The sequence below is a fragment of the Pseudomonas sp. NFACC32-1 genome, assembly GCF_900101215.1.
In the GTDB taxonomy this organism is placed as follows: domain Bacteria; phylum Pseudomonadota; class Gammaproteobacteria; order Pseudomonadales; family Pseudomonadaceae; genus Aquipseudomonas.
Window position 1 is genome coordinate 1 of the sequence record NZ_FMUL01000018.1, and the last position, 26,166, is coordinate 26,166.

At 61.6% G+C, this 26,166-nt stretch carries 36 protein-coding genes and 1 pseudogene; 35 read left to right on the plus strand and 2 right to left on the minus strand.

All coding sequences use genetic code 11. The features are described from left to right. Both BLP99_RS26660 and BLP99_RS26665 read right to left on the minus strand, forming a co-directional pair. Window positions 1–252 (minus strand): annotated as a pseudogene (locus tag BLP99_RS26660) (IS110 family transposase); the annotation flags it as partial. 120 nt (window positions 253–372) lie between these two features. Then, on the minus strand, window positions 373–540 hold the full coding sequence (locus BLP99_RS26665) for a hypothetical protein (RefSeq protein WP_168199556.1): 168 nt from the start codon (window positions 538–540) through the stop codon (window positions 373–375). A 193-nt stretch (window positions 541–733) separates the two neighbouring features. Here BLP99_RS26665 and BLP99_RS22400 point away from each other — a divergent pair, with 193 nt between their 5' ends. From BLP99_RS22400 to BLP99_RS22570, 35 genes are all read left to right on the plus strand, one after another. Beyond that, window positions 734–1,468, plus strand: a complete 735-nt coding sequence (locus BLP99_RS22400) for a LexA family transcriptional regulator (RefSeq protein ID WP_072388731.1) — start codon at window positions 734–736, stop codon at window positions 1,466–1,468. Window positions 1,469–1,936: 468 nt separating this feature from the next. After that, window positions 1,937–2,119, plus strand: a complete 183-nt coding sequence (locus BLP99_RS22405; protein ID WP_072459447.1) for a Com family DNA-binding transcriptional regulator — start codon at window positions 1,937–1,939, stop codon at window positions 2,117–2,119. A 9-nt stretch (window positions 2,120–2,128) separates the two neighbouring features. Further along, window positions 2,129–2,710, plus strand: coding sequence for a DUF642 domain-containing protein (locus BLP99_RS22410; protein WP_072459446.1), 582 nt, complete (start codon window positions 2,129–2,131; stop codon window positions 2,708–2,710). A 57-nt stretch (window positions 2,711–2,767) separates the two neighbouring features. Further along, window positions 2,768–3,196, plus strand: coding sequence for a hypothetical protein (locus BLP99_RS22415; protein ID WP_072459445.1), 429 nt, complete (start codon window positions 2,768–2,770; stop codon window positions 3,194–3,196). Between the two features lie 129 nt (window positions 3,197–3,325). Further along, complete coding sequence (locus BLP99_RS22420) at window positions 3,326–3,676, plus strand: phage holin family protein (protein WP_072387887.1); 351 nt, start codon at window positions 3,326–3,328, stop codon at window positions 3,674–3,676. A gap of 36 nt (window positions 3,677–3,712) precedes the next feature. Then, entirely contained in the window at window positions 3,713–4,225 is a 513-nt protein-coding gene (locus tag BLP99_RS22425) for a hypothetical protein (protein ID WP_072387885.1), read from the plus strand. Between the two features lie 3 nt (window positions 4,226–4,228). Then, window positions 4,229–4,840: a phage baseplate assembly protein V gene (locus tag BLP99_RS22430; protein ID WP_072387883.1), complete on the plus strand. Its 612-nt coding sequence runs from the start codon at window positions 4,229–4,231 to the stop codon at window positions 4,838–4,840. A 10-nt stretch (window positions 4,841–4,850) separates the two neighbouring features. Beyond that, window positions 4,851–5,183 carry a phage baseplate protein gene (locus BLP99_RS22435; RefSeq protein WP_072432261.1) on the plus strand — a complete coding sequence of 111 codons (333 nt, stop codon included), beginning with the start codon at window positions 4,851–4,853 and terminating at the stop codon, window positions 5,181–5,183. Further along, window positions 5,180–6,175: a baseplate J/gp47 family protein gene (locus BLP99_RS22440; RefSeq protein WP_072459442.1), complete on the plus strand. Its 996-nt coding sequence runs from the start codon at window positions 5,180–5,182 to the stop codon at window positions 6,173–6,175. Before BLP99_RS22435 ends, BLP99_RS22440 begins: the two co-directional genes overlap by 4 nt. Beyond that, on the plus strand, window positions 6,172–6,816 hold the full coding sequence (locus tag BLP99_RS22445) for a phage tail protein I (protein ID WP_092181801.1): 645 nt from the start codon (window positions 6,172–6,174) through the stop codon (window positions 6,814–6,816). The genes BLP99_RS22440 and BLP99_RS22445 overlap by 4 nt, the downstream gene beginning before the upstream one ends. Continuing rightward, window positions 6,813–7,343, plus strand: a complete 531-nt coding sequence (locus BLP99_RS22450; RefSeq protein ID WP_072459440.1) for a phage tail protein — start codon at window positions 6,813–6,815, stop codon at window positions 7,341–7,343. The genes BLP99_RS22445 and BLP99_RS22450 overlap by 4 nt, the downstream gene beginning before the upstream one ends. A gap of 24 nt (window positions 7,344–7,367) precedes the next feature. Continuing rightward, window positions 7,368–7,988 carry a hypothetical protein gene (locus tag BLP99_RS22455; protein ID WP_072459439.1) on the plus strand — a complete coding sequence of 207 codons (621 nt, stop codon included), beginning with the start codon at window positions 7,368–7,370 and terminating at the stop codon, window positions 7,986–7,988. A gap of 9 nt (window positions 7,989–7,997) precedes the next feature. Continuing rightward, window positions 7,998–8,255, plus strand: a complete 258-nt coding sequence (locus BLP99_RS22460; RefSeq protein WP_072459438.1) for a tail fiber assembly protein — start codon at window positions 7,998–8,000, stop codon at window positions 8,253–8,255. 86 nt (window positions 8,256–8,341) lie between these two features. Next, the gene (locus BLP99_RS22465) at window positions 8,342–8,569 is read left to right on the plus strand and encodes a hypothetical protein (protein ID WP_072459437.1); all 228 of its coding nucleotides are present in this window, start codon (window positions 8,342–8,344) and stop codon (window positions 8,567–8,569) included. Between the two features lie 2 nt (window positions 8,570–8,571). Then, on the plus strand, window positions 8,572–9,738 hold the full coding sequence (locus BLP99_RS22470) for a phage tail sheath protein (protein ID WP_072387869.1): 1,167 nt from the start codon (window positions 8,572–8,574) through the stop codon (window positions 9,736–9,738). Continuing rightward, window positions 9,738–10,244, plus strand: coding sequence for a phage major tail tube protein (locus BLP99_RS22475; protein WP_076405346.1), 507 nt, complete (start codon window positions 9,738–9,740; stop codon window positions 10,242–10,244). The genes BLP99_RS22470 and BLP99_RS22475 overlap by 1 nt, the downstream gene beginning before the upstream one ends. Before the next feature lie 152 nt (window positions 10,245–10,396). Continuing rightward, window positions 10,397–10,981 carry a phage tail assembly protein gene (locus BLP99_RS22480; protein WP_072432265.1) on the plus strand — a complete coding sequence of 195 codons (585 nt, stop codon included), beginning with the start codon at window positions 10,397–10,399 and terminating at the stop codon, window positions 10,979–10,981. Between the two features lie 128 nt (window positions 10,982–11,109). After that, window positions 11,110–13,185: a phage tail tape measure protein gene (locus BLP99_RS22485; RefSeq protein ID WP_076405344.1), complete on the plus strand. Its 2,076-nt coding sequence runs from the start codon at window positions 11,110–11,112 to the stop codon at window positions 13,183–13,185. Beyond that, window positions 13,185–13,568, plus strand: coding sequence for a phage tail protein (locus BLP99_RS22490; RefSeq protein WP_072387861.1), 384 nt, complete (start codon window positions 13,185–13,187; stop codon window positions 13,566–13,568). The genes BLP99_RS22485 and BLP99_RS22490 overlap by 1 nt, the downstream gene beginning before the upstream one ends. Next, complete coding sequence (locus BLP99_RS22495; protein ID WP_072387859.1) at window positions 13,561–13,773, plus strand: tail protein X; 213 nt, start codon at window positions 13,561–13,563, stop codon at window positions 13,771–13,773. Before BLP99_RS22490 ends, BLP99_RS22495 begins: the two co-directional genes overlap by 8 nt. 9 nt (window positions 13,774–13,782) lie before the next feature. Next, a complete protein-coding gene (locus BLP99_RS22500) occupies window positions 13,783–14,799 on the plus strand; it encodes a contractile injection system protein, VgrG/Pvc8 family (protein WP_072387857.1) in 1,017 nt (338 codons plus the stop codon). A gap of 90 nt (window positions 14,800–14,889) precedes the next feature. After that, on the plus strand, window positions 14,890–15,456 hold the full coding sequence (locus BLP99_RS22505; protein WP_076405342.1) for a phage tail terminator protein: 567 nt from the start codon (window positions 14,890–14,892) through the stop codon (window positions 15,454–15,456). Beyond that, window positions 15,453–15,635 carry a DUF2635 domain-containing protein gene (locus BLP99_RS22510; protein WP_003198311.1) on the plus strand — a complete coding sequence of 61 codons (183 nt, stop codon included), beginning with the start codon at window positions 15,453–15,455 and terminating at the stop codon, window positions 15,633–15,635. The genes BLP99_RS22505 and BLP99_RS22510 overlap by 4 nt, the downstream gene beginning before the upstream one ends. Further along, window positions 15,635–17,131, plus strand: coding sequence for a phage tail sheath subtilisin-like domain-containing protein (locus BLP99_RS22515; protein WP_072459432.1), 1,497 nt, complete (start codon window positions 15,635–15,637; stop codon window positions 17,129–17,131). The genes BLP99_RS22510 and BLP99_RS22515 overlap by 1 nt, the downstream gene beginning before the upstream one ends. 66 nt (window positions 17,132–17,197) lie before the next feature. Continuing rightward, entirely contained in the window at window positions 17,198–17,545 is a 348-nt protein-coding gene (locus BLP99_RS22520; RefSeq protein WP_003198314.1) for a phage tail tube protein, read from the plus strand. Next, window positions 17,542–17,838, plus strand: a complete 297-nt coding sequence (locus BLP99_RS22525; protein WP_072432271.1) for a phage tail assembly protein — start codon at window positions 17,542–17,544, stop codon at window positions 17,836–17,838. The genes BLP99_RS22520 and BLP99_RS22525 overlap by 4 nt, the downstream gene beginning before the upstream one ends. 130 nt (window positions 17,839–17,968) lie before the next feature. Then, window positions 17,969–19,543: a phage tail tape measure protein gene (locus BLP99_RS22530; RefSeq protein ID WP_076405338.1), complete on the plus strand. Its 1,575-nt coding sequence runs from the start codon at window positions 17,969–17,971 to the stop codon at window positions 19,541–19,543. After that, the gene (locus BLP99_RS22535; protein WP_072459430.1) at window positions 19,530–20,768 is read left to right on the plus strand and encodes a DNA circularization protein; all 1,239 of its coding nucleotides are present in this window, start codon (window positions 19,530–19,532) and stop codon (window positions 20,766–20,768) included. The genes BLP99_RS22530 and BLP99_RS22535 overlap by 14 nt, the downstream gene beginning before the upstream one ends. 3 nt (window positions 20,769–20,771) lie before the next feature. Next, entirely contained in the window at window positions 20,772–21,812 is a 1,041-nt protein-coding gene (locus tag BLP99_RS22540; RefSeq protein ID WP_072387845.1) for a phage baseplate assembly protein, read from the plus strand. A 130-nt stretch (window positions 21,813–21,942) separates the two neighbouring features. Beyond that, window positions 21,943–22,452, plus strand: a complete 510-nt coding sequence (locus tag BLP99_RS22545) for a phage baseplate assembly protein V (RefSeq protein ID WP_072387843.1) — start codon at window positions 21,943–21,945, stop codon at window positions 22,450–22,452. Next, window positions 22,452–22,850 carry a phage GP46 family protein gene (locus BLP99_RS22550; RefSeq protein WP_072432275.1) on the plus strand — a complete coding sequence of 133 codons (399 nt, stop codon included), beginning with the start codon at window positions 22,452–22,454 and terminating at the stop codon, window positions 22,848–22,850. The genes BLP99_RS22545 and BLP99_RS22550 overlap by 1 nt, the downstream gene beginning before the upstream one ends. Continuing rightward, the gene (locus BLP99_RS22555) at window positions 22,840–23,880 is read left to right on the plus strand and encodes a baseplate J/gp47 family protein (protein WP_076405332.1); all 1,041 of its coding nucleotides are present in this window, start codon (window positions 22,840–22,842) and stop codon (window positions 23,878–23,880) included. The genes BLP99_RS22550 and BLP99_RS22555 overlap by 11 nt, the downstream gene beginning before the upstream one ends. After that, the gene (locus tag BLP99_RS22560; RefSeq protein WP_072387837.1) at window positions 23,868–24,467 is read left to right on the plus strand and encodes a YmfQ family protein; all 600 of its coding nucleotides are present in this window, start codon (window positions 23,868–23,870) and stop codon (window positions 24,465–24,467) included. Before BLP99_RS22555 ends, BLP99_RS22560 begins: the two co-directional genes overlap by 13 nt. Before the next feature lie 11 nt (window positions 24,468–24,478). Then, the gene (locus BLP99_RS22565; protein WP_072459428.1) at window positions 24,479–25,639 is read left to right on the plus strand and encodes a phage tail protein; all 1,161 of its coding nucleotides are present in this window, start codon (window positions 24,479–24,481) and stop codon (window positions 25,637–25,639) included. Further along, a complete protein-coding gene (locus BLP99_RS22570; protein ID WP_072387833.1) occupies window positions 25,636–26,145 on the plus strand; it encodes a phage tail protein in 510 nt (169 codons plus the stop codon). Before BLP99_RS22565 ends, BLP99_RS22570 begins: the two co-directional genes overlap by 4 nt. The last annotated feature ends 21 nt before the right edge of the window (window positions 26,146–26,166 follow it).

A 26,166-nucleotide genomic window follows, 5' to 3' on the forward strand; every position in this document is an offset into this window, starting at 1 on the left:
GACGAACGGCTTAACGTATTGCGGGGCAATCAGTTTTACCTCGTGGCCCAATGCCTCAACCTGTCGAGCCAGCCAGTGGGCACCGCCACACGACTCCATCACCACCGTGCAGGCCGGCAGTTGGGCCAATGTGCCGAGCAATTGGCTGCGGCTGGTTTTCTTGCGCAAAACCTGATGACCTTTGGCGTCCTGGCCGTGCAGATGGAAACTGTGTTTACCAATGTCGATGCCGAGAAGCGTCATCGTGTTCATGAGAGATCCTCCGCCGAAAACGAGAAAAGCCCTGCAAGCGTAAACCTGCAGGGCTTCTCGGTCAGGCTGACCATCTCATTAAACCCGACGCTTGGTCGGGCTTCTCTTGAAATCTGGATATTAGGTTCGTTTCGCCTCGGCTTGCATCATCAACTGATTCTGCTGCTTGGTAGCTTCAATCAAAACCTCGCTGTAAACACGCTTCTTTTGGTCCGATTTTGCATTGCGAATAAAATCGGCAAAGGTGCTTTTGGCCCCTTTAGTCAAACCTAGCTTGATCGAGATCATAGGTGCGCTCCGGATGGTGGCCCGAGCGTGGCCTCTAGGTCGGCAGGGATAGGGTAGTCAATTTTATCGCCACCAGCTTTATAAAGTCGTCCCGAGTTGTCGATATGCTTGAGCAATGGATCCACATGGAAATGTGCAGATATATGCAGTTCAGCATTTGTATTCCGCAAAAAGAACAAGCATCATGCGCGTTATGCAAAAACGCAACGTTTCTACCGTATTAAGAGCATTGCTCGATCAGCACGGGATCTCCCCCACGGAGCTTCACCGGCGTACCGGCGTGCCTCAGTCCACCCTCTCGCGGATCCTCAGCGGCAAGATCGTCGATCCTTCGGATAAGCATATCTCGAAGATCGCCGAGTATTTTGCCGTGAGCACCGACCAGTTGCGCGGGCGCGCCGATCTTTCGCCCGTTGGCAGCGGGCGCCGCGACGAGCCGCATTCCGAACTCAAGGACATAAGCCTGTGGGACGACGATACCCCTGTCGAAGAAGACGAGGTCTCGGTTCCCTTTCTGCGTGAGGTTGAATTGGCTGCTGGATCAGGAAGATTCGTCATCGAGGAGAGCGAGCGCTCCAGCCTGCGCTTTGGCAAGCGCAGCCTGCGCCATAACGGCGTGCAGTTCGACCAGGCCAAATGCGTGACGGTGCGCGGCAACAGCATGCTGCCAGTACTGCGCGATGGGGCCACGGTCGGGGTGAACGCAGGCAAATGCGGGATCGGCGACATTGTCGACGGCGACCTCTACGCCATCAATCACAACGGCCAGCTGCGGGTGAAACAGCTCTACCGCTTGCCTACCGGTATCCGCCTGCGCAGTTTCAATCGCGAAGAACACCCAGACGAGGACTACACCTTCCAGGAAATGCAGGATGAGCAAATCGTCATCCTCGGTCACGTCTTCTGGTGGGGCATGTACGCCCGCTAACCTCTTCGCTGTCAGATAAAACCCGCCGTCGTGCGGGTTTTTTTTCGCCTCTCGAAAGCCCGCAACCCCGTATCTGCAAGGGGTCCATGCATTTACGCATTCTTCGTGCATAAATAAATGCATTTTCGCATTGACTGGATATGCATACATGCATATTCTGTGTCCAAGCCGCTCGACAAAGTGGCTGGCAACAACCGCTCTTTAGTTTCACCCACAGGCAGCGATGAACCGGCCTCAACGGTTCAGAGGGTTGGCAACTGGCCCAGGTGTGCAGCGTAAAGCACCAGAAGCAGTTATCCGGCGGGCAGGGACCGCGGCCGGAGGAACAATTTGAATGGATCCGTACCGCGCCAGTCGCGCCGAAAGATCAAGCGCATTACTGAAAAGCCTGGGGCAACCGGGCTTTTTGGAATGCCTGCACCGTAAGGTGCGTTCAAACACATCACCACCGCCAATGGAGGGCTTCCGATGCTGAAGGATTTCAGATGTGGTCACTGCAAAAGGCTTCTGGCCCGCGTGGGCGAGAACACCGAACTCCAGATCAAATGTACCCGGTGTGGGACGTTGAATCATGTGAAGGCCCTGAGCCTCGAGTTATCGCCGTCGAGCGACATGAATGCGGATTGCCCCGCGCAAAACATCGACTCTTGAGGTGAAAGCATGAAAAAAATCAAACGTCTTATCGGCTCGTTGGTTCTGTCCATGGCGCTGTTGGCGGCTAGCGGTGCTGCCTTCGCAGCCAATATGGTTGTGAACGGCAGCTTTGAATCCCCCGGTTGTGGCAATGACTGCGTACTGAATACCCCGTCCCAAGCCGACTTCGTGACCGGATGGACTACGTTTCTGTCAGGCGTTGAGTACATCAATGTCAGAGCTGCCATTGGCAGTTCGGTCGCCGCCGAAGGTGTAATGAGCGTCGACCTCGCCAACTACACCTATCAAAACGGTGGGGGCATCCAGCAGAACATCAACACGGTTGTAGGCGCACATTATCGCCTGACGTTCAGTGCCGGCAATTCCAAGTACGTGAACCGTACGGGAATCGGCATCATCAATGTCAAGGTGGCAGGCCAGACCACCCGTTTCGACACCCCTGTCGCCACCAGTAATGCGACCGTATGGGAAACCAGAACCTACGATTTTACCGCCGTGAGCGATCAAACCACGTTGAGCTTCTGGAATGAGCAGGATCCGAATGCTCACTTCGCCTTTATCGATAACGTCATTGTCGAGCGACTGTAACGTCGTCGGCCTTACGCACGATCCCGTCAAGCTTGATCTATCCAAAGGAAATCAATAATGAACAAACTGCTCAGCGTATTGCTCGCAGCCGTTCTGGCTACCCAGGCCATCCAAGCCATGGCCGACACCTCGCCTGTCGGTTCCTGGCAATTCGCTTCCTACCATGTTCCGGGCGGTGGTTTTTATGCCAACCAGACGATCTGTTTCAAAACAGACAATACCTGGTACTCGAGTTCCCAGGCCGGCTGGAAGGGCGCATGGTTCCAGAACGGGGACGATCTCCAATGGAACGGGAGTGTGCCAATGCCGGGTGCAGGGAGCGCTAACAATCTCGCGACCATTGCCATGGGTAAGTTAGCTGTCGCTGGTTCGATGTCGGGTAACTACGCGGAATGGGCCGCACCCAGTGCGCTGCCACTGCCCTGGGACAGGCACTACACCTACACCATGACTTACAAAGGCGCGACCTGCGCTGCGCCAAAGTGATTTCAATCTTCAGTGACCTGGCCAACGTTTGAACGCTGCTTCCAGTGACTCAATGGGTTGCAACGACCCAATCTCTTTCAACTTCAAACAACTTACCCGCCCAATCTTAATCACCCCAGGAAACGAGACATGACAAACGAGCAACAAGCGTTGCTGGACATGCCGATCTGGCTGGTCATCGTGCTCGCCCTGGTGGGCGGGGTGTCCGGCGAGATGTGGCGTGCCGACAAGGAAGGGGCGCGCGGTTGGTCCCTGTTACGGCGCCTGGCCTTGCGCTCCGGTGCCTGCGTGATCTGCGGTGTCTCGGCAATCATGCTGCTGTATGCCCTCGGCATGTCGATCTGGAGTGCTTGCGCCCTGGGTTGCCTGACCGCCATGGCTGGCGCCGACGTGGCCATCGGGCTGTACGAGCGCTGGGTCGCCAAGCGGATTGGTATCTGCGAAATGCCACCGCCGGATTCCCGTTCCGACCAACAGTGAGCCCGGTGCCCCAGCCCACAGCAAAGAGGCCATCCAATGCCCGTTCTCATTGAAAAACCATCGCAGTTGTTTTCCGCCATTGCCGAGACGCTGCGTACCACGTTTCCCGGCCTGAAGGTCGGGAGCCTCCAGGACTTCGACGACACCGGCGATCAGCCTTGGGTCTTGATCGCCATCGAGCGCGATGCGTCAGGCAACCGTGCCAACGACGCACGCATTGCCCATGTCCTGACGCTGTCCATGCAAGTCGTGTCGCCGGGCGCGGGGTTGGCGGCCTGCGATCTGGCCAGTGAGTTGAAACGCCTGATCGTCGACAACCGCTGGGGTCTGTCGGCCGAGCAATGCAGTCGGCCAGCGGATGTCGAGGGTATCGCGTCCGTCTTTAGCGGCGGGACCCGGTCCTATACCGCCTGGACCCTTTCATTCACTCAAACCCTGTACCTGGGTCCGACGCTGCTGGACGACCCCTCGGGTATCCCGAAATTTGCCCGTACCTGGGAAGTGTCGAACATCGACGACCCGGATCAATACACCTCACTTGAGGCCTGAACCATGTTCGATGGACTTGTACGCCTGCACCTGGGGCCGATCATCGAGCGCCTGGCCGAGGTGGAAGCCGAGCTGGAAGACCTGCATCGACGCGCCGACAGCTTCTGCCGCATCGGTGTCTGTCAGGAAGTGGATGCGGCCAGCAACACGTGTCGGGTCAGCCATGGGGATCTGTTGACCCCGGCGATCCGGTTCTTCAACCCGAGTGCCGGTGCCCAGAGCGAATCGCGGATCCCCTCGATTGGCGAGCAGTGCCTGCTATTGAACCACGGTGGTGGCGATGGCGGCGGTCAGTCGGTGGCGTTGTTCGGTCTCAATGGCGGTCAGTTTCCGCCCGTCTCGACACAGGCCTCGCTGACGCGTCGGCTCTATCAGGACGGCACGGAGAGCGGCTACGACCATACCAGCCATGTCCTGCACTGGAACAACGGCCCCACCGCATTCGCCGGTTCCCGTGAATCCCTGGAACTGAGCATCGGTCCGGCGCGGCTGGCGATGAGCCCAGAGACGATAGAACTGCAACTGGGCGCCGTCGGCATTCGGCTCGACGCCTCCGGTGTGCACCTGAGCGGCCCGTTGGTGGATCACCAGGGACGCGTCATCAGTACCGCATAAAGAGCTTCCCATGATCGGAATCGATAGAAACACCGGCGTGACGGTGGACGACTGGCTGCAGTTCGTGCAGCGCGCCACCCGGGCGTTGACCACGCCTCTGGGCACGCGTCAGAAACGCCCCTTGTACGGCTGCGCACTGACGCAACTGCTGGGACAGAACCTCGGCGACGATCTGCTGATCCTGGCCCAGAGCCACGCGGCCCAGGCGTTCTACAACCCGCACAACGGCATCGGTGACTTCGAACCGCAAGTCATCGTGGCCAGCCGGCATGGTGCCGGGCTGCTGCTGCGCTTCGCCGGCATCTGGAAAAACCGCAAACAGACTTTCGAGGTGGTGACATGAGCATGTTGATCCCCGGCCAGAATCAGTTGGCCGAACCTGCCATCGTGACCGTCGAAGCGTTCGAGGATCTGCTAGCAGAATTCAAGACCTTCGTGGTGGAGTACGTTGCCGCACGCTCTCCCACCAGCGCGGCGAAGCTGGTGGACAGTCTTGAAAACGAAAGCGAACTGCTGACCCTGGCGCTTGAGGCGTTCTGCGTACGGCTGCAAACCCACGAACGCAAGTACAACGCCCGCATCAAGCAGATGTTGGCGTGGTGGGCCACGGGCACCAACCTCGACGCTCGTCTCGCGGACATGGGCCTTGAGCGTCAGTTGCTTGACCCAGGCGACCCGGCAGCGTTCCCGCCCATCCCCCCGGTCTACGAGAGCGATGACGATGCGCGGTTGCGCTACTACCTGGCGCCCCATGCGCCAGCGGCCGGCTCGCGCATGCAGTATCGGCGGGAGATTTTTACCTTGGGTGAACGGCCAGTGGTGAAGGTGGACAGTGCGGCTGGCGGTGTCGTGAACGTGACCTACACATTCGATCCGGACGGTCTCGCCGCGCAGGTCAAGGACGGCAACGGACGCCGGACAGCCCCGGGTGAAGTCACCGTGACGGTGTTGTCCCGGGAGGGTGATGGCACGCCGTCCGAAGCGCTGCTGGACGGTGTTCGCCGGCACTTCGCCCGGCCTGACGTACGACCGGAAACCGATCTGGTCATCGTGCAGGCCGCGCAGATCAAGCCTTACAAGATCCGCGTCGTGGCGAAGATCAATGCCGGCCCGGATTCAGGCTTGACCCAGGTTGCCGCAGAACGGCAATTGCGGGACTACGCCGAGGCGTGTCATCGACTGGAAGGTCGGGTGGACCCGAGCTGGATCGACTACACGCTGCACAGCGCCGGCGCGGTCCAGCTCGAGATTCTCGAACCGCTGGAGCCGATCGTGACCACGGCTTTCCAGGCACCGTATTGCACGGGCGTCGAGGTCGAGGTGCAAACACTATGAGTGACGACACTCCAACCGCAAGCCTGCTGCCAGTCAACAGCTCGGCGCTGGAAAGGGCGCTGGATATCGGTTTTTCCCGGTTGCTTGAACGCATCGCTCCGCCGTTTCCCGAGTTGATGAACCCGGAGGCCACGCCTTCGGCTTTCTTGCCCTACCTTGCGGCGGATCGTGGGGTCGGCGAGTGGGAGGCGCAAGCAGCGGACCCGGAGAAGCGCCTGACGGTTTCATTGTCCTGGCAGATCCAGCGTCAGGCCGGCACTCGCCTGGCGTTGAGTCATGCCGTCGAATCGCTGGGGTTCACGCCTCATGTCACCGCCTGGTACGAACAGCGTCCCCGTGCCCGTCCCTATACCTTCGATGTGCAGGCGATCATCGGCAAGGACTGGTCCAGCGGCGACCATAGCCGCCTGATTCGGCGGATCAATACGGCCAGGAGCGAGCGCGACCAGGCCACCATCACCGTCGTGCATCAAACCAATGGCGGCCTGGCAACTGCCTTGATCGTGCATGAGCCGATGAGTGATGGCGAGCTGTTTCTATGCGGCGCGCTGCCGTCACTCGGTCTCGGCGCGAGGCTTACCAGCATCGGGGTTTCCCAACCCTACACCATTAACGATTACGACCTCAGGGCGCAGTCATGACAGAAGATATTACGCGCTTGGTTCGCTTCACTTCCGCCGGTCTGGAAGAAGTGTTGCAGGCAAAGAAGCAAGGCTTGAAAGGTGAGATCACCCACATCGGTGCCGGTACCGCTCGCTACGATCCCACAGGGACGGAGACCGCGCTTCGCGATGAGCGACAGCGTGTCGCAATCGTGGATTACGAAGATCTCGACCCAGGGCAACTGAGGATGGCCGCGTTGTTCGATGGCCCGGACGAGTACGAAATCGGCGAGTTCGGGTTTTACCTCTCCACCGGCACGCTGCTGGCCGTGTATTCGGTGGCTGGAAAGTTGCTGACTTACAAAGCCGCAGCGGCTCGTGTGCTGCAAAAATTCACGCTGGATATTTCTCCATTGCCGGCGCAAAGCGTCACGGTGGTAGTCGGAGCCGAAAACCTGAACATCCTGATCAGCGAGGAAATCGCCGCGCTGGCCACGGCCAATATCGACAACATGGCGCGGCATGTCGGCTTGATGTTCAGGGTGATGTCGCTTGAAGCCCAATAATCAATAGCACAAGGAATTTGAAACGTGAGTCTGGAAACCACTATCGCGTCGCTGGTGACAGCGGCTAATAACTTGACCACCGTGGTCAACGGGAAGATCGGCAGCATCAACACGACCATGGCTACGGCTGTAGCCCAGTTCAATGAATGGCGTAGCCTGAAGGATGTCGAAGGGGATCCGACGGCGCTGGGCACGATTCGTCGCAATCTGCTGCAAGGGCATGTCTATGGGACTGGTGGCGTCTACGGTGCAACGGCACAAGGTGATTTCGTATCGACAAACCTGGGGGCCAGCGCGAATGTTTACATGCACTTCAGAGTGCCGCTGAACATCAACGTCAACTCGGAAATGTTCTGGTTCAACATCAAGGGCTACAGCTATGGCACGGCCAAGATAATCGACGAAACCTTGGTGGGATATTGCTATCAACCCACACGAGTCCTGCAGAACGTCTCCACTTTCGGGAATATGACGCCTGCTGTCTATGTCGATACCAACGGCAATATTGTCATGCGGATTCTGATTCCCAACATTTACTACACCACTGTGCGTATCGACACCATGCGCGTGGGTAATGGCCGATTGTTCAACCAGGGCGACTTGAGCACCAAATTGTCCTTGGCCGATACCGTCGTCTTCAGTTAAGGAGCAAACATGTCTGAAATATCCAACGCCGGTCCTCTTGAAATCCCACTGGCAGTACCGACGCTTGAAATTGAGTTGGCAGCCATTCGCTCCCGTCGCAATCAACTTTTGCGAGATACGGACTTTACTCAACTGCCGGATTTTCCCGCGACAGATACCCAAAGGGCGGAGGTCAAGGCTTACCGCCAGGCCTTGCGGGATATTCCCGAAGAGGTCGACGACCCGTCCAGGTTGGTCTGGCCCGTAATGCCAGCTTTCATTAAGTAAACCCGACCGCGACAGCGGTTTTTTTTCGCCCGCAGAAAGCCCCGTGATCGGGGCTTTTGTGTTTTTGCGTCTGAAGGAACCCATAAATGCCCATTCGTAAGCAATACACCGTGCTGGTGCCATTCCCCACCGGAGGGGGGCACTGGTCGAGTATCGGTCAGCAACTGGAGCTGCTGGATGTCGAGGCCAATGCCTTGCGCAGCGCCGGTCGTCTTGAGCTGACCAGAGTCCTGGAGACGCGTAACCAGGCTGCTGACAAGCAAGCCATCACAACCAACCCGGCCAAAAAGGCCGCCACCAAGAAGGCTGAATAACCATGGCTGAGGTTTTGAACTTCGAGCACAACGGCATTACCGTCAATGCCACCGAATCTCCCGAGGCCATGGGTGGCCTGGGTGACAACGTCATCGGGCTGGTCGGCACCGCGCCGAACGCCAACCCGCTGATTCCGAAAAACACCCCGTTCCGTATCAACAGCTTCACCACCCAAGCTCAGTTGGACCCGACCGGTGCGGAGGCGGGCACGCTGTTCCAAGCGGTCTACCAGATCCTCAAAGTGGTCAAGGTGCCGGTGTATGTGGTCATCGTCGAAGAGGGCGCCACGCTGGCCGACACGCAGAACAACGTGATCGGCGGTATCGAGGCGCAGACCGGGCGCAAGTTGGGCCTGGCGGCGTTGAGCGGGGTGGCCGAGGACCTGACCATCATCGGCGCGCCAGGCTTTACCGGCACCAAGGCCGTGGCCAGCGAGTTCGCTTCGTTCGGCAAGCGCATCAAGGCGCGTGTGGTGCTCGACGGCAAGGACGCCTCGGTCGCCGATCAAGTGACCTACAGCCAGGAACTGGGCGGCGCGGACCTGGGTTTCGACCGTTGCCTGGTGGTGCACAACATGCCGGCGGTGTACTCCAAGGCTGCGAAGAAAAACGTTTTCCTGGCCCCGTCGAGCCTGGCCATCGCCGCCCTCGCCAAGGTCAAGCAATGGGAGAGCCCGGGTAACCAGGTGACCTATGCCGAAGACGTTTCGCGCACCGTCGAATACAACATCCTCGACACCTCCACCGAGGGCGATCTGCTCAACCGCTACGGCGTCAGCTACTACGCCCGGACCATCCTCGGCGGCTTCTCGCTGCTGGGCAACCGTTCCATCACCGGCAAGTTCATCAGCTACGTCGGCCTGGAAGATGCCATCAGCCGCAAGCTGGTCAAGGCCGGCCAGAAGGCCATGGCCAAGAACCTGACCAAGTCCTTCATGGACCAGGAAGTCAAGCGCATCAACGACTGGCTGCAAACCCTGGTGGCCGATGAAACCATTCCGGGCGGCAGCGTGTACCTGCATCCGGAACTGAACAGCGTCGAGAAGTACAAGAACGGCACCTGGTACGTGGTCATCGACTACGGCCGCTACGCGCCGAACGAACACATGATTTATCAACTCAACGCCCGCGATGAAATCATCGAGCAGTTCCTGGAGGACGTTCTCTAATGTTTACCAACCGCGTAAGACAGGCCATCGCGGCCACCCTGCAAGGCCTGCCGTTGTCGGCGACCGTCGAGGAATTCACCCCGCCGAAGATCGAATTCGAAATGGAGTCGATGACTGGCGGTCGCTTCATCGCCGAGGAAATGGCCAAGAGCGGCAAGGCGCTGACGGCCAAGTTGTCGCTGCAAGGCGTCGGCCCGCAAATCATGCTGGCATTGGGTGTGAGCGTAGGGGACGACATTCTGCTGAACGTGCGCGAGGCCGGTCAGGACCAGGACGGCAACACCTGGTCCACCTATCACACCGTGGGCGGCAAGTTGAAATCCCTCGAGGAAACCGCCCTGAAGATGAACGAGAAGCCCAGGACCAATCTGGAGCTGTCCTGCCGCACGTACAACCGCCTGGAAAACGGCGTTCCGGTGATCGACATCGACGTGCGCACCCAGAAGTTCGTGCTCAACGGCGTCGACATCCTCGGCGATGCTCGCCGTGCGGTGTTGCTGCCTTAAACGGATGCCCGTCAGTTGCACCCAATCCCTGTGGCAGCGAGCCTGCTCGCGATAGCGGTGTGTCAGCCAACATCGATGCTGACTAGCCCGACGTCATCGCGAGCAAGCTCGCTCCCACAGGGTGTCCTCTGATTCACCAAGGAACTGATTCCATGTCCTGGACGCCTCCCGTTCATGTCTTGCTGTCGCCGATCACCGGTGACGACGGTTCGCAGATCGAGCAGCTTCAACTCAAACCCTTGTTCTATGCCGCGCAAAAAGAGGCCCTGGCCCGTGCCGGCGATGACGAGGACGATCAATTCTTCGAACTGGCCAAACTGGCCACCGGCCTTTCGGTCAAGGAGCTGGACCAGCTCAAACGCCCGGACTACGTGAGCATTGCGCAGTACGTGCACGAGATGTCGACCCGCCCGGCGTCGTACTTCTTGGGGCAAGTCGCTGACGCTCAAACAGCGCCCGCCGACCCCGACCAAGTGCAACTGCTGCAACCGCTCAACGTCGCTGGCCGCAGCCTGATCTCGCTGACCCTGGAAATGCCCGTGCTGCGAGCGACCAAGGTGATGAAAAAACTGAAGACGGCCAAGGAGCGCGCCGAGTTCATCACCGCCCATTGCACCGGGCTGATGATTCCCGACCTGGACCTGTTGACCGTGCCTGACTGGACTCAGCTTCAGGTGCGCATCGACGATTTTTTAAACAAACCGGCGGACTTCTTTCGGAGCGCGACATCGAAGTGATCCTCGATGTGGTGCCGCTCATTTACTCGGTAAGTGAGGCGGAAATCCTGGAGTGGGACGCCGGCAAGGCCTTGCGCCGCTACGACATCGCGATCGCTCGCCTTGGCGTGAAACAGGAGTAAAGCGCGATGGCAGACAGTAAATATTCGCTCTCCTTTGCGGCGAGCGTCGATATGCCGACACTCGGCAGTGTGGCTGATGCGTCGGGGCTGAATCTGGCGTTGAGCACCGCCAGCCTCGACATCCGGCTGCTGGTATCGGAGCAAGTGAAGCTGCGCGAGACCCTGGCAACGCTGAACACCACGCTCTTGGGGCAACAGTTGCTCAAGGTGAATGCAGCAGCGCCAGCGGCGAATGCGGAGCCGAAGTCGAAACTCAGGGCCGAGGTCGATCAGCTGGCGCCCCCCGACGTCCTCAAGCCTGCCATGGCGATGCAAACGGCCATGGTCGACCTGAACCAGAAGTTGCGGCTGTCGCCGGAACAACTGCAGGTGATGGCCAACGAAAACCAGAAGATCGCCGGCGAAAAGCAAACCGCATCCAGCGGGGCGACCGCTGTGCAGCTGGCACAGATCCAGCTGGCGGCGGTCAATGCGGGGCTGGTCAAGAACGTCAAGCCCGAAGACCGCCAGCAAGTGCTGACGGATTTCGCCCGCGACAGTGCGGTGATGGCGTCGGCCTACAAAATCGAGCTGAAGGACGCCGGCGCGCTTATGGCTGGCTTGCGCACTTCATTAAACCTGGATCGAGGGAAGAGTCTCGAATTGGGCAACGCGGCCAACCGTCTTGGCGCCAGTGCCAGTTTGCAGACCTCGGCGGCGGACATCGGTTCGGTTGCCCAGCGCGGTGGCAAGGCCGGCATCGAAGCGGGCATGACACCCGAGCAGATCGCCGCCATCGCGGCCGCGCTGTTGAACGCCTCTGTCGGCAAGGACGAAGCGAGCGCCTCGCTGAAAATCCTGGGAACCGCGTTGGGCAAGGGCGACAAGGTCACGCCGGAACAGCGAACGGCCTGGGCTCGATTGGACATCGAACCGGGGGCACTGGCCAGCAGGCTGCGCACGGATGCATCGGGTGCGATCAAGGATGTTCTGGCGACGCTGCAAAGCAAGCCTGCCGAGCAGCAGGCCTCATTGCTCAAGACGCTGTTCGATGGCGACGAGGGCATCGGCAAGTTGCTGAAGTCGCCCGAGGACTTGAAAACCGCGCTCACCGTGGCATCCGATAAGGGCGATGGTGACAAGGGGGCGATGGCCCAGACCGCCGATACCCGGGGAAACACCTCGCAAGCACGCTGGAATGCACTGGATGCCAGCGTGACCCGTCTCGATACGGCGATCGGCAGCGCTGTCACGCCCATCACCGATCTGGCGATGCTTGGCGTGGACGCGCTGGCGACGGGATTGAGTGTCGCGGCCGAGTCGCTGCCGAAAATCACTGCGGCGTTGGCCTTGTTCGGCGCGGCGCTCGCATCACCGTTTCGCGGCGCCATTGTGGACAAAGTGACGTCGGGTGTCGCCTCTACCCGCGAGGCATTGCTGAAGCCCGATGCGGCGATCCAGCCAGCGGCAAGCGATGCGTCCGGAACTCAAGCCAAGGACGGCGGGCAGAAGCAACCGGGCGCAGGAACAGCCGAGACTTCCCGTCCTGATATGCGCAGCCGGCTGGGGATCTCCGCCGCTCGAGCGAGAACTTTCACCGGCAGGCTGGGCGCCCCTCTGGTGCTGGCCAGCGCTGGCTATGACGGCGTCAAGGCCCTGCAAGCCGGTGATTACAAGGCGGCTTCGGGGGCGGCCGGAGCCGGTCTTGGCGGGCTAGCGGGCGGATATGCCGGTGCCGCCACCGGCGCGATGCTCGGCAGTTTCGTTCCGGTGATCGGCACCGCGATCGGTGCGTTGGTCGGCGGTGCGCTGGGTTCCTATTTGGGCAGCAAGGGCGGCGAATCCCTGGGGGAGGCTATCTACACCGGGGCTGATCGCCTCAAGTCGCCGGACCAAGTCAACAAAGACCTGGTCAGCACCATGATTAGCCCCCAACAAAACACCATGACCGCGAACATCTACATCAACGGCCAGGACCAGGCCAGTGCCAGCCAGTTGGCGAACCTGGTCGTGCAGCAGCTTGCCGGCCAGTTCGCCCTGACAACCGTGCCCAACTCACTGGCCATGCGCAGTGACGCGGCCCTGACCGACGGAGGTCGCTGATGCGTCAACAAATGGCATTGGGCAGTTTCATCTTCGGCCTGTCCCGCAACTTTGCCTACCACAGCCTGCTGCGCACCTCGGACGGTGGCTGGAAAAGCATCGACATTCTTACCAGCAAACCCAAGTCCAGCCAGACCGGCCAAGGCCCGCAAGGGCTGACGATCACGGGCAAGTCGATGTACGCCACCGCCATGGATCGCCTCGATGAGTTGCGAGCGTTGCAGGCGCAGCGTGTGCCATTGCCGCTGGTGGACGGCATCGGCCGCAACTGGGGCCTCTGGCAAATCAACAAGGTGACGGAAACCCAGACCGAGATCATCGATGACGGCACCGCGATGGTGGTGGGGTGGGTGATCGAATTGACGGAGTTCGCCAATGCGTAGGGTTCGAAGCATCGCCGGTGATTCGGTGAATCTGTTGCTGTATCGAGAGCTGGAGCGTTGTGACGATCTGGTCGAAGCGGCGTTCTGGCTGCTCAATCCGGAACTGGCGGAATGGGGCCCGGTATTACCGGCGGGCGTAGGGGTGGTCTTGCCGGAAGTGGACCTCAAGCCCGTGGCAACCCCACCGGTTTCGGCCTGGGATTAAGGAGGCGGCATGTCATTGGGTTTCACGCCTGCGGTGGAAATTTATGGTGCGAACGCCGCGCTGCTCAACGATCGATTGCTCAATTGGACCCACGTCGACGCGGCGGGATTCGAATCCGATCAACTGACGCTCACCATCAGTCTGGATGGGCTTGAAGGGTTGCCCAGCCTGGGCGGGAAAATCGGCCTGCGGGTCGGCTACCTGGAGTCGGGGCTGGTGGACAAGGGCGAGTTCGTCATTACCCGGCGCACGCCGACGCTGTTCCCGTTGCGCCTGACATTGGTGGCCATGGCCGCGCCGTTCAGTGCGGCGGACCAGACCGGATTCAAACAGCGCCGCTCCGTCAGCCATGGCCCGACGACCTTGGGCGCGCTGTTTCGTCAACTGACCTCCAGGCACGGCTTTTCTGCGCGCGTGGCGCCGGACTTGTCGCTGATCAAGATCGAACACATCGACCAGTCCAACGAAACCGACATGGGTTTCCTGACGCGCCTGGCCCACCGTTACGACGCGGTCGCCAAGCCGGTCAACGAGTTGTATGTACTGGCGCGGCGCGGTCAGGCGAAGTCGTTGTCGGGCAAGGTCCTGCCCGAGATACAACTGTCGGTGACGACGAACAATCGACCCGGCGACCATGCCTTCATTTCGGCCAGACTGGATGAAACCGCCCGAGCGAAGTACCAGGGCTGCAAGACCAGTTGGTGGGATGCGGCAGCTGGCAAGCTGCGGGTCGAGGAGAGTGGCATCGCCCCGTTCAAGACCCTGCGCCAGCGCTTCCAGAGCGCAGACGATGCCCGCGCCGCCGGTGAAGGAGAGGTGCGTCGGATGCTGCGCGAAGCCCTCAAGGTGGCGATCGAATGCCCGGGCAATCCGGCCTTGTCCGCCGAAGGCATCGTGCTGCTGGATCCTTCCTGGCCGGATTTCATGCGTGGTCGCTGGTCGATCGACAAGGTCACCGCCAGCGGCGACCGGGAAAAAAGCTATCGCTGCTTGATTAACGCGACCTGCCTGGATGCCAAGGCCTGACCCCCGTTCTGCAAACACAGCAGAACCCACCAGTAGGAGCGAGCTTGCTCGCGATATCACGCAGCACTTTCCAACACCTGGAGTTCCTCCATGAAGATCACTCCGATCCTCACGCAACTGCGTGAGCAATGCCCAACCGTGGCCAATCGAGTGGCCGCCGGTATCGACCTTGGCACATTGCAGCCTCCCTGCGCCTACGTAGCGCCGATCAACGATCTGGCCAGCGCAAACACGGCGCAGAACGCCACCCGGCAAGCGATCCGCGACCGCTTCGAAGTGACCTTGGCTCTCGATTCCACCGACGTGACAACAGCACTGGATCAATTGCACGACCTGCGTGCCGAACTGTGGCGCGCGCTGGTGGGGTTCAAACCCGCTGGCGACTACACCGGCATCGAGTACGACGGCGGTGAGCTGGTTTCCCTCAACAGCAGCCGTGTGGTGTACCGGCTGCGCTTTTTCAGCGAGTTCCAGCTGGGTCGCAACTTGATGAGCCAGCCTGCCGAAAGCTGGCACGAGCGTGAACTGGACGGCTTGTCGTCCTACACCGGGGCCACCGTACGGGTCGATGCCATCGATCCGGCAGACCCCAACCTGAAACGTCCCGGCCCCGACGGGCGCGTGGAACTGACTTTTTCTGGAGACGTAACCCCATGAGCAAACGCATCACCGTGCTGCCGGCCCCGGGCCGTGCCGTACCGGACCCGGAAGCGGGCGATCTGTTGCCCCTCGAGGGCCGTGAAGTGCCGGACAACGCCTGGTGGCGTCGACGTCTGGCCGATGGCGATATCACTACCAAAGCCGTGAAAGCGGCCAAACCACAGGGAGCCAAATGATGGCGATCGGATTCAGCAATATTCCCGCGGACATTCGTGTGCCGCTGTTCTACGCCGAAATGGACAACTCGGCCGCCAATAGCGCGTCATCGGCCATGCGCCGGTTGATCGTCGCCCAGGTCAACGACAGTGTCGCCCCGGCCGATGTCGGCAAACTGGTACTGGTGTCCAGCGTCGCGCTGGCCAAGAACATCGGCGGGCAAGGCTCGATGCTTGCCTCGATGTACGAAACCTGGCGCAAGACCGACCCGCTCGGTGAGATCTGGTGCCTGCCGCTGCACAACGTCGAAGGCGCCGTCGCCAAAGGCGTGCTGACTTTCACCGGCACCGCGACTGAAAGCGGTGTGCTCAACCTGTACGTTGGCGGTGTGCGCGTGCAGGCCGCCATCGTCAACGGCGCCACTGCCACCCAGGCCGCCACGGCGTTGGCCTTGAAAATCAACGCCGCCGCCGACCTGCCGGTGAGCGCTGCGGCCGCCGAAGGCGTCGTGACCCTCAGCGCCAAATGGACCGGCGACAGCGGCAATGACATCAGCCTGCAATTCAATCGCCTGGGCAAGAGCAACGGCGAAGACACCCCGGCGGGGCTGACCACCGCCGTCACCGCCATGACCGGCGGCGCCGGTATGCCGGACCAGACCGCGGCCGTTGCAGCCTTGGGCGACGAGCCATTCGAATTCATCGCCATGCCCTGGTCGGACGTGGCCAGCCTCGACACCTGGCAAGCGGTGATGGACGACAGCACCGGCCGCTGGTCCTGGGCCAAGCAATTGTTCGGTCATGTCTACAGTGCCAAGCGCGGCACCCTGGGTGCCCTGGTGGCGGCCGGTCAGGCGCGCAACGACCAGCACATGACGATCCAGGCCCTGGAGCCGGGCGTACCACAACCGTTCTGGGTCCAGGCCGCCGCATTGGCCGCCCGCACCGCGGTGTTCATCTCGGCGGATGCCAGCCGCCCGACCCAGAGCGGCAGCCTGCCGGGCCTGGATCCGGCACCGGCCAGCGAACGCTTCACCCTGACCGAACGCCAGTCGCTGCTCAACTACGGCATCGCCACGGCGTACTACGAAGGTGGCTACGTGCGCATCCAGCGTTCCATCACCACGTATCAGAAGAATGCCTTCGGCCAGGCCGACAACTCCTACCTGGACAGCGAAACCATGCACCAGTCGGCGTTCATCGTGCGCCGCCTGCAAAGCGTGATCACCAGCAAGTACGGTCGCCACAAACTGGCCTCCGACGGCACCCGTTTCGGCGCCGGCCAGCCCATCGTGACCCCGAGCACCATCCGCGGCGAACTGATCGCGCAATACGCCAAGCTCGAACTGGAAGGCCACGTGGAAAATGCCGAGCTGTTCGCCGAGCACCTGATCGTCGAGCGCGACACCCAGGACCCGAGCCGGGTCAACGTGCTGTTCCCGCCGGATTACATCAACGGCCTGCGGGTGTTCGCGTTGCTCAACCAGTTCCGCCTGCAGTACGACGACGCGGCCTGACCGTTCCGTTCGAACATCTGAATCCAGCCCACCGCGCGTGGGCTTTTTATTGCAAGGAGAAACACCATGGGTCAACTGATTGCGGGCACCTGCTACGTCAAAGTGGACGGCGCTCAACTGACCATCAATGGCGGCTGCGAAGCGCCCCTGATGTTCACAAAACGCGAAACCGTCGTACCGGGTTTCTACAAGGAAACCGACATCGCCCCGTCCTTCAAGGTGACGGCCCTGCACACCGCGGACTTCCCGCTCAAGCAACTGGTGGCCGGCACCGACATGACCGTTACCTGTGAATTCAACAACGGCAAGGTCTACGTGCTGGCCGGCGCCTACCTGGTGGAGGAGCCGGTGTCCAAGGGCGACGACGCCACCATCGAACTGAAATTCGAAGGCATCAAGGGGACCTGGCAATGACCGATGTCGTGACGTTGCGCGTGGCCATCGAGGCCCACGGCGAGTCGCTGAACGAACTGACCTTGCGCCGTCCGACGGTGCAGGAGGTCCGGGCGATCAAGGCGCTGCCGTACAAGATCGACAAGAGCGAGGAGGTGAGCCTGGACATGGACGTCGCGGCCAAATACATCGCGGTGTGCGCCGGCATCCCGCCGTCGTCGGTCAACCAGTTGGACCTGGCTGACCTCAATGCCCTGAGCTGGGCCGTCGCGAGTTTTTTCATGAGTGCGGCGTCGCAGCCATCGGCGACCTGATCGCCGCCGCCTATGACCTGGCCTGGTTCTGGAAGGTTGACCCCGAACAGATGATGGCCAGGCCACTGGATGTGCTCCGCGAATCACTGGAGCACGCGCAACGGATCAATGCGATGCAGCAGGTGCAGTGATGGCAGACACACAAAACGTAGAGAAAAGAGCGGTGCTGCTGACCGGCATCGACGAGCTGTCACCCAAGCTCGCCGGCCTTCGTGCGAAGGTTGCGAGTTTCAAGCAGAACCTCGACGCCACGGGCCTGGGCAGCCTGGATATTTCCGGCCTGCTGCCCAGCGGCGGCCTGGCCCAGCCCTTTATGGACGGGCTCAAGTCGGCCCTGGCCTTCAAGGACGAAGCGGGTGCAGCGAGCGCGGCGGCCAGCGCCGTCCAGGCCCCTGAAGCGCCCCGCATGGCGGCACAGAGCCTGGATGGATTGAAGACTTCCATCAGCAATGTGTCGGTGCAGTTCGGCTCGGCCCTGGGGCCTGCGGTCAACGCGGTGGCGCTCAGTTTGCAGCCTATGGTCAGCGGCGTGGCCCAAGTACTGCAGGACAACCCGCAACTGGTACAGGGCCTGGCGAATGGCGTCGTGGCGTTCAACGCGATCCAGATGGCGGTCAGCGGTGCGAGCCAGGCGTTCGAAGTGGTGAACCTGGCCTTGAAGATGAACCCCATCGGCTTGATTGCCATGGGCATCGCCTTGGCGGCAGGGATGATCATCGCCCACTGGACGCCGATTTCAGCGTTCTTCGCCGGGCTCTGGCAGAGGCTCGCGCCGATCGTCCTGCCGATGGTCGAGTTCTTCAAGACGATGTTCGCCTTTACCCCGATGGGGCAGGTGATCAGCAACTGGGGGCCGATCAGCAGCTTTTTTGGTGCCCTCTGGAATTTGATCGTGGCGGCGGCAACGCCGGTCATCGGTTTCATGCAGACGCTGTTCGCCTGGTCACCCTTGGGCTTGATCGTTGCCAATTGGACGCCCCTGACCGGGTTGTTCGCGGCGATCTGGGACCTGCTCAAGGCCTTGACCGTGCCGGTGATGGACGCCTTGAAAGGGCTGTTCGACTGGACGCCGTTGGGGCTGATCATGGCCAACTGGGGCACGATCGGTGAAGTCTTCGCCGGGATCTGGGAAGGCGTGCGCAACCAGGTGTCGATCATGCTGGCGGTTTTCAGCGGTCTGTTCGACTGGTCACCCATCCAGGGCCTCGTCAAGCAGTGGGGGCCGGTGGGCGAGTGGTTCAGCCAGTGGTGGAACGAGTTGCAGGCGGTGATTGCGCCGATCAAGGCGTTTTTCAACGGCGGCTTCGGCGAGATGATCACTTCGTTCACCGCTAAGGTCGAGGGATTGACCGAAGCGCAGCGCGCCACCAACGCCGAAGGCAAAGGTGAGCTGGCGCCGGCGTTTTTTGGCGGGGCCAGCGAGCAGTCTCCGGGCCTGTCGTCCAGCCTGGCGCCAGCGTCCACCAACATTCCAGCGAAAATCCCGCTGGCGCCGGGTACGTTGCCACACACCTCCAGCGCCCTGGTGCAACAAAGCGCCGCCAATAACCGCACGCAACTCGAAGGCGGCCTGACCGTGCGCTTCGAAAACGCACCGGCCGGGCTGCGCGCCGATCCGCCCCGGACCAATCAACCGGCCCTGGCGGTGAGTTCGCGCATCGGCTATCGCTCACTTTCCACAGGAGGCTCCAATGAGCTGGCGTGATCGTTTGTTGCCGGCGTCGTTTCGTGGCGTCGGGTTCTGGGTCGACCAGGCGAAAAACCCGGTCGGCCACAAGGGCCAACTGCATGAGTATCCCCAGCGGGACCAGCCGTTTTTCGAAGGGCTGGGTCAGCAGGCAAGAATTCATGAGCTGACGGCGTTCATCGTCGGTCCCGATTGCCTGGAGCAGCGCGACAGGCTGCTCAAGGCGCTGGAGCAGGGCAGCGGCGAACTGGTGCATCCGTGGCTGGGGCGCCTGCAGGTCAAGGTCGGTGAATGTGACATGACCCAGACCCGCCAGGACGGCGGGCTGGTGACCTTCGCCCTGAAGTTCTACCCCGACCAGCCGCTGCAGTTCCCCTCGGCCGCGATCAACAGCCAGAAACTGCTGCTGGTGTCGGCCGACAGCCTGCTGGGCTCGGCGGTGCGGCGCTTCGAGCAAGCCATGACGTTGATCAAGGCGGCCCGGATCGGCATCGCGGACCTGCGCAACAGCCTCAAGGAGGTGTACGGCGTCATCGAGCAGGAACTCAAGCCGTTGATCGAGACCTATCGGCAACTCAGCGATCTGGTCAAGGCGGTCAAGGAGTTGCCCAGGGAAGTGGCGGCCGAGTTCGAGGGACTGCTGGGAGATATTCGCGAGTTGAAGGACTTTGCCCGGGACGGCTATCGCGGCGTGATCGCCAGCGTGTCGCAACAGGTACAAGCCATTCGCCAGGCGGATGCGCCCAAGCTCACCACCGGCAAGGACACCATGGCGGCGGCCCAGGCCGTGGCCGATCTGGTGCAGGACACGCTCCTGGTACAGGCGGCGCAATGGATTGCGGCGATGCCTGTGGCGGCGCCCGCGGTGAAACTGGGCGCCACCCCATCGGTGGCGCAGCAGGCCGTGCAGCCGGTCCAGCGCCGGGACGTGCCGGTGGCCGACGATGTGCTGGCCCTGCGCGATGCCCTCAACGACGCCATCTGGCAGGCGTCCCTCAAGGCCGATCCGGATCACTACCAGGCGTTGAACCATCTGCGCCAGCAAATGGCGGCACACCTGACGGCGGTGGCCTCGTCGGGCGTCAGGCTGATCAGCCTGTCGTTCAAGCAGAGCCTGCCGGCGCTGGTGGTGGCCTACCAGCAGTTCGCCGATGCCACCCGGGTGACCGAAGTGACCCAGCGCAACGGCGTGGCCCATCCGGGTTTCCTGCCGCCCAATGACCTGAAAGTCGCGGGGGATTGAGCCATGAACGAGCTCGACAATGCGGTCACGCTCACCGTCGGCGGGCTGGATTACGGCGGCTGGAAAAGCGTGGAAATCAGTGCGGACCTGGAGCGGCAGTTTCGCACGTTCAAACTCGACATCACCTGGCAATGGCCGGGACAGACCCAAGCGGTACCCATTCGCCCCGGTGATGAATGCCAGGTGCGCATCGGCTCCGACCTGGTGCTCAGCGGTCATGTGTTCAAGGCGCCAGTGAGCTACGACGGGCGCCAGATCAGCCTGAGCATCGAGGGCGGTTCCAAGACCCAGGACCTGGTGGACTGCGCGGCGATCAACCGCCCCAGCCAATGGCGCGGGCAAACGGTGCTGAGCATCGTCCAGGCCCTGGCGTCGCAGTATGGGGTGGGGGTAGTCAGCGAAATCCCCGAGACCGCTCGGTTGAGCACCCACAGCATCGTGCCCGGGGAAACCGTTTTCCAGTCCATCGACCGCTTGCTGACGTTGTTCCGGGTGTTCTCCACCGATGACGCCCAAGGGCGCGTGCTGCTGGCCAGACCCGGCAGCGGCGGACGGGCCAGTGATGTGCTGGAGCTGGGCAAGAACATTCTTTCTGGCAATGCACCGATGGACTACAGCCAAGTGTTTTCCGAATACCGGGTCATAGGCCAGCACAAGGGAAACGACCAGCAGAGTGGAACGGCGGTCAGCGAAGTGGTCGGCACCGCCACCGACCTGACTTTCAAGCGAAAGCGGGTGACGGTGATCAGCGAGAGCGCCCAATTGACCTTCGAGCTGGCCCAGCAAAGGGCCGACTGGGAAAGCGCCATCCGCACCGGTCGCGCCCTGACCACCACCTACCGCGTGCAGGGCTGGCGCCAGGCCAATGGCGACTTGTGGCGGCACAACACCTTGGTACGGGTGATCGACCCGGTGCTGGGGTTCGATGGCGACATGCTGGTTTCCAAGGTGACGTATTCGTTGTCGAACCAGGGCTCCGTCACCACACTGCAAGTCGCGCCGCCTCATACCTTCGACGCCAACCCGGTGCCGCCAAAACCCTGAGCCCCACGCCGATGCCTGCGTCCCATACATCCCCTGTGGGAGCGAGCCTGCTCGCGATGGCGGCAGTGCAGCCTACAGAGATGTTGATCCGAACACCGCGTTCAAGTCCCCGATTCTCAAGGAAATCTCAATGAGCCTACTGACCCGTCTCCTGGCGCGCGGCACTGTCGTGCTCGCCAATTCGGCCACCAAGCTGCAGTCGCTGCAAATGCGCCTTACCGCCGGCGAAGTGAACGATGACATGGAACACTTCGAGCCCTATGGCTTCACCAGCAACCCGCTGGCCGGTGCCGAGGGCATTGCCACGTTCCTGGGGGGCGACCGTTCCCATGCCGTGGTCCTGGTGGTCGCCGATCGCCGCTTCCGTCTCCAGGCTCTGGCCCCCGGCGAAGTGGCGCTCTACACCGACGAAGGCGACAAGCTGCACTTCAAGCGCGGTCGTGTCATCGACATCGAGACGGCAACCCTGAACATCCGCGCCAGCAGCGCGGTGAACATCGACAGCCCGGTCATCAACCACACCGGCAGGATCGTTTCCCAAGGCGACCAGATCGCCGGCGGCATCAGCCAGATCAAACATGTGCATGTCGGCGTACAGGCCGGCAACGGCCAGACCGGCGCGCCGGCGGGAGGCCAATGATGTTCATCAGCCAGAACCTGCACGCCGCGCTGACCCGCTCGGTGTTGATCAGCCTGTTCACCTGGCGTCGTGCCGCTGACGACGATGCCGTCGATGATGACGAACGTTTCGGCTGGTGGGGCGACACTTTTCCCACCGTTGCAGACGACCGCATCGGCTCGCGGCTGTGGCTGTTGCGCCGGGTCAAGCTGACCCGCCAGACCCAGCTCGATGCCGAGTTCTATGCCCGTGAAGCCTTGCAATGGCTGATCGATGACGGCCACTGCCGCGCCATCGACATCATCAGCGAACGCCTCGACGCCCAGCGCCTGAACCTGCGCACGGTCCTGACCCTGGCCGACGGCGAGCGACTGGACATCAACCCCGATAACAGTTGGCAGGTGACCTATGCCGTTTGAAACCCCTTCGCTGCCGGTGCTGATCAAGCGCGCCCAAAGCGACCTGGCCAGCGATTCGCTGCGCCAGTCCGATGCCCAGGTTCTGGCCCGCACCCTCGGCGGCGCGGCCTACGGCCTGTACGGCTACCTGGACTGGATCGCCGAGCAGATCCTGCCGGATAAAGCCGACGAATCCACCCTGGAGCGCATCGCCGCCCTGCGCCTGAACCAGGCGCGCAAAGCGGCCCAGGCGGCCAGCGGCAGTGTCAGTTTCACGGCCACCGCGGGAGCGGTGCTGGATGTCGACACGCTGCTGCAATCCACCGATGGCCGCACCTACAAGGTGACGGCCGCCCGTACCGCCAGCAATGGCATGAACACCACCACCGTCGCCGCACTGGAGGCCGGCAGCCTGGGCAATGCCGATGCCGGCCTGGTCCTTGCGCCGGTCCAGCCGATCCTCGGTATTGGCAGCGATTTCACCGTCCTGTCACCGGGGCTGAGCGGTGGTGTCGCCCGGGAAAGCCTCGAGTCCCTGCGGGCACGGGTGATCCGTTCCTACCGCATCATTCCCCATGGCGGTTCGGCGCAGGATTATGAAACCTGGGCCCTGGAATGCCCCGGCATTACCCGCGCCTGGTGCCGGGGCAGTTACCTGGGGCCTGGTACCGTCGGCCTGTTCGTGATGCGCGACGACGATCTGCAGCCGATCCCCAATGCCGAGCAACTGGAGGAAGTCCGGGCCTACATCGAACCGCTGCGCCCGGTGACTGCCGAAGTGCACGTGCTGGCCCCGACGCAGGTACCGGTGACCTACCGGCTGCGCATCACCCCGGACACCAGCGCGGTTCGCGCGGCGATCGAAGCTCAACTGCGCGACCTGCATAACCGCGAAGCCGGTCTCGGCGAGACGCTGTTACTCACCCATATCGCCGAAGCCATCAGCAGCGCCAACGGCGAAACCGACCACAAGCTGACCGCGCCCAGCGCCGACGTGACCGCTGCCAGCAATCAACTGCTGACCTTCGGGGGGTGCGTATGGCTGCAATAAGAACCGCCGAGCAGTACCAGACCCAATTGCGCAGCCTGCTCCCCAGCGGCCCCGCATGGGACCCGGAGCGGGTACCGGAGCTGGAGCAGGTGTTGGAAGGCATCGCCCAGGAACTGGCGCGCCTCGACGCCCGCGCCGCTGACCTGCTGCATGAAATGGACCCGGCGGGTGTGAGCGAACTGGTGCCGGATTGGGAGAGGGTGATGAACCTGCCCGACCCCTGCCTGGGTGCCACGCCTCTGTATGACGATCGTCGCCTGGCGGTACGCCGACGCTTGTTGGCGGTGGGCAGCCAGGCCATTGCGTACTACGTGGAAATCGCCAGGAGCCAGGGTTACCCCAACGCCACCATCACCGAGCACAAGGCGCCCCGCATGGGCCGCGCCCGGTTCGGCGAAGACCACTTCGGCACTTGGCAGGCCCAATTCATGTGGACCCTCAACACCGGCGGCCGCCTGCTGCTGGGGCGGCGTTTTGGTGCGAGCTATTGGGGGGAGCGGTTTGGGGTCAATCCGGGGTCGGCCCTGGAGTGCCTGATTCATCGCAGCGCTCCGGCGCATGCGAAGGTTCACATCAATTATGACTAGGAAATAGAGCGATGGATTACCCAAAAAGTGTGCCCAGCGCCGGGTTGGTGAATGGCAAGTTCGTGGATGAAAATCCCCTGACGGGGACGCCAGGCTCCCTGATTCCGGCAGCTTGGGGAAATGGCGTGACCCAGGAAATCTTGAATGTCATCAACGCGGGTGAATTGACGCCGGATGAGACCCGAAACGATCAGTTGCTCCAGGCGATCCAGTCCGTGGCGGCCAAGGGCTGGAATCAGGATCTGGCGCTGCCGCTTGCCGCCTTGCCTTTGCCAACGATTGCCACCGCCGATGCTCGTTTGACGATCACTCCAATTGCGGTGTCGACCGGCGGCGGGCGTGTTTCGATTCCTGCGGGGGTGTACCTCAGCATTGGGCAGGATGTGGGGAATGGGCGATTGGGACGAACACGTACTTACGTCACGCAAGCGTGGAGCAGCAATGAGTTGCTGCCCAGCGCCAGTTATTTCCTGAGAGCGCAGGTTGTTGGTGACACGCTGACTTTTTATGTGCAGCGCGGAACGCTCTATGACCTGGCGCCGGAATCCTTGAAGGGCATGGCCAACGGAGCGTCCGGTGGTGGCTTCCCATCCACGGCCTTGGACATCTGCCTGGCTTGGATAATGACCGGGGCGCCGGGCTCGTTGCCTACGGTACGCACGATCTATAACCGTGCCCAGTTGACCTGGACTCAAACGGTAAACGGTACCGGCGTGGTTTATCTGCCGCTGGATCCGCATGCGCGTGCGGCGCGGCTCGTTACAGGTAATCCCACGCCGCCGGCAAACGCCTTGACTACGCTGGTTTTTGCCCCGGCCGGTTGGCATGGGGGTAACTACAGCTTTCTGTCGCCAGCCCTGACCACCATCGGTAACAACCCGGGGGGGTGGGTTCCGGCAAACCCTTATCCGTGCGTACTTTTTTCCAGCAACGCGCTGAATGACGTCACCGTTACCACGGTCACAGCCAGTTTTGACCATTCTCAACTGCGTTCGCTGTGGCAGTCCTATCAGGCCGAGCACACGCTGGGCGCGAACAATGCCGACAGCGACGAACTGCTCCTGAGCATGGGTATCAAGGGGCACCAGGCGCTGACCGATTACAGCGTGGGCATCGCCGTCAATTTTACCAACGCCGTCAACGTCCATTTGTCCTGGGAGCTGATCCGATGAAGATCATTCAGGAACTGCATCAATACGAAGAGGGACTCCGTCCGCCTTCACCCTCCCCAGCCCATACCTGGGAGGAGGGTGAATGGGTGATTGCCGACGAGCATGCTGCCCAGCTGCTGCATCTGGACGGCGAACGCCTGTGCGACAGGCTGGACGGTGCTGCGGACCGTGCACGTCGGGCCTTGGCAGGCGATCCATTACGTGCCCTGGAATACCAGCAGGCGGCCCTTGAAGCTCAGGCATTCAAGGATCAGGGCTACCCGAAAAAAGCCGTGCCGTCGTCCGTTTCCGCGTGGGTCATCAAGGGGCGCACAGCCAGGCAGGCGGCAGACCAGATCCTCGCCAAGGCCGCCGAGTTCGATTCGAACCTGTTGGTGCTTCGCCAGATACGACTCAAGGCCAAGGCGCACATCCGCGCGCACATGGCGAAGGGAAAATCGGACCTGGCGAAAGCGGCTTTCGATGAGGCATTCGCCAACATCGAGGCATTGCGCTCCGGCGCCTGATCCTTTTATTTATCTGTAGAG

Coding starts and splice junctions, on each gene's coding strand:
- BLP99_RS26665 (WP_168199556.1), bottom strand. CDS start 540: ATGATCTCGATCAAGCTAGGTTTGACTAAAGGGGCCAAAAGCACCTTT.
- BLP99_RS22400 (WP_072388731.1), top strand. CDS start 734: ATGCAAAAACGCAACGTTTCTACCGTATTAAGAGCATTGCTCGATCAG.
- BLP99_RS22405 (WP_072459447.1), top strand. CDS start 1,937: ATGCTGAAGGATTTCAGATGTGGTCACTGCAAAAGGCTTCTGGCCCGC.
- BLP99_RS22410 (WP_072459446.1), top strand. CDS start 2,129: ATGAAAAAAATCAAACGTCTTATCGGCTCGTTGGTTCTGTCCATGGCG.
- BLP99_RS22415 (WP_072459445.1), top strand. CDS start 2,768: ATGAACAAACTGCTCAGCGTATTGCTCGCAGCCGTTCTGGCTACCCAG.
- BLP99_RS22420 (WP_072387887.1), top strand. CDS start 3,326: ATGACAAACGAGCAACAAGCGTTGCTGGACATGCCGATCTGGCTGGTC.
- BLP99_RS22425 (WP_072387885.1), top strand. CDS start 3,713: ATGCCCGTTCTCATTGAAAAACCATCGCAGTTGTTTTCCGCCATTGCC.
- BLP99_RS22430 (WP_072387883.1), top strand. CDS start 4,229: ATGTTCGATGGACTTGTACGCCTGCACCTGGGGCCGATCATCGAGCGC.
- BLP99_RS22435 (WP_072432261.1), top strand. CDS start 4,851: ATGATCGGAATCGATAGAAACACCGGCGTGACGGTGGACGACTGGCTG.
- BLP99_RS22440 (WP_072459442.1), top strand. CDS start 5,180: ATGAGCATGTTGATCCCCGGCCAGAATCAGTTGGCCGAACCTGCCATC.
- BLP99_RS22445 (WP_092181801.1), top strand. CDS start 6,172: ATGAGTGACGACACTCCAACCGCAAGCCTGCTGCCAGTCAACAGCTCG.
- BLP99_RS22450 (WP_072459440.1), top strand. CDS start 6,813: ATGACAGAAGATATTACGCGCTTGGTTCGCTTCACTTCCGCCGGTCTG.
- BLP99_RS22460 (WP_072459438.1), top strand. CDS start 7,998: ATGTCTGAAATATCCAACGCCGGTCCTCTTGAAATCCCACTGGCAGTA.
- BLP99_RS22465 (WP_072459437.1), top strand. CDS start 8,342: ATGCCCATTCGTAAGCAATACACCGTGCTGGTGCCATTCCCCACCGGA.
- BLP99_RS22470 (WP_072387869.1), top strand. CDS start 8,572: ATGGCTGAGGTTTTGAACTTCGAGCACAACGGCATTACCGTCAATGCC.
- BLP99_RS22475 (WP_076405346.1), top strand. CDS start 9,738: ATGTTTACCAACCGCGTAAGACAGGCCATCGCGGCCACCCTGCAAGGC.
- BLP99_RS22480 (WP_072432265.1), top strand. CDS start 10,397: ATGTCCTGGACGCCTCCCGTTCATGTCTTGCTGTCGCCGATCACCGGT.
- BLP99_RS22485 (WP_076405344.1), top strand. CDS start 11,110: ATGGCAGACAGTAAATATTCGCTCTCCTTTGCGGCGAGCGTCGATATG.
- BLP99_RS22490 (WP_072387861.1), top strand. CDS start 13,185: ATGCGTCAACAAATGGCATTGGGCAGTTTCATCTTCGGCCTGTCCCGC.
- BLP99_RS22495 (WP_072387859.1), top strand. CDS start 13,561: ATGCGTAGGGTTCGAAGCATCGCCGGTGATTCGGTGAATCTGTTGCTG.
- BLP99_RS22500 (WP_072387857.1), top strand. CDS start 13,783: ATGTCATTGGGTTTCACGCCTGCGGTGGAAATTTATGGTGCGAACGCC.
- BLP99_RS22505 (WP_076405342.1), top strand. CDS start 14,890: ATGAAGATCACTCCGATCCTCACGCAACTGCGTGAGCAATGCCCAACC.
- BLP99_RS22510 (WP_003198311.1), top strand. CDS start 15,453: ATGAGCAAACGCATCACCGTGCTGCCGGCCCCGGGCCGTGCCGTACCG.
- BLP99_RS22515 (WP_072459432.1), top strand. CDS start 15,635: ATGGCGATCGGATTCAGCAATATTCCCGCGGACATTCGTGTGCCGCTG.
- BLP99_RS22520 (WP_003198314.1), top strand. CDS start 17,198: ATGGGTCAACTGATTGCGGGCACCTGCTACGTCAAAGTGGACGGCGCT.
- BLP99_RS22525 (WP_072432271.1), top strand. CDS start 17,542: ATGACCGATGTCGTGACGTTGCGCGTGGCCATCGAGGCCCACGGCGAG.
- BLP99_RS22530 (WP_076405338.1), top strand. CDS start 17,969: ATGGCAGACACACAAAACGTAGAGAAAAGAGCGGTGCTGCTGACCGGC.
- BLP99_RS22535 (WP_072459430.1), top strand. CDS start 19,530: ATGAGCTGGCGTGATCGTTTGTTGCCGGCGTCGTTTCGTGGCGTCGGG.
- BLP99_RS22540 (WP_072387845.1), top strand. CDS start 20,772: ATGAACGAGCTCGACAATGCGGTCACGCTCACCGTCGGCGGGCTGGAT.
- BLP99_RS22545 (WP_072387843.1), top strand. CDS start 21,943: ATGAGCCTACTGACCCGTCTCCTGGCGCGCGGCACTGTCGTGCTCGCC.
- BLP99_RS22550 (WP_072432275.1), top strand. CDS start 22,452: ATGTTCATCAGCCAGAACCTGCACGCCGCGCTGACCCGCTCGGTGTTG.
- BLP99_RS22555 (WP_076405332.1), top strand. CDS start 22,840: ATGCCGTTTGAAACCCCTTCGCTGCCGGTGCTGATCAAGCGCGCCCAA.
- BLP99_RS22560 (WP_072387837.1), top strand. CDS start 23,868: ATGGCTGCAATAAGAACCGCCGAGCAGTACCAGACCCAATTGCGCAGC.
- BLP99_RS22565 (WP_072459428.1), top strand. CDS start 24,479: ATGGATTACCCAAAAAGTGTGCCCAGCGCCGGGTTGGTGAATGGCAAG.
- BLP99_RS22570 (WP_072387833.1), top strand. CDS start 25,636: ATGAAGATCATTCAGGAACTGCATCAATACGAAGAGGGACTCCGTCCG.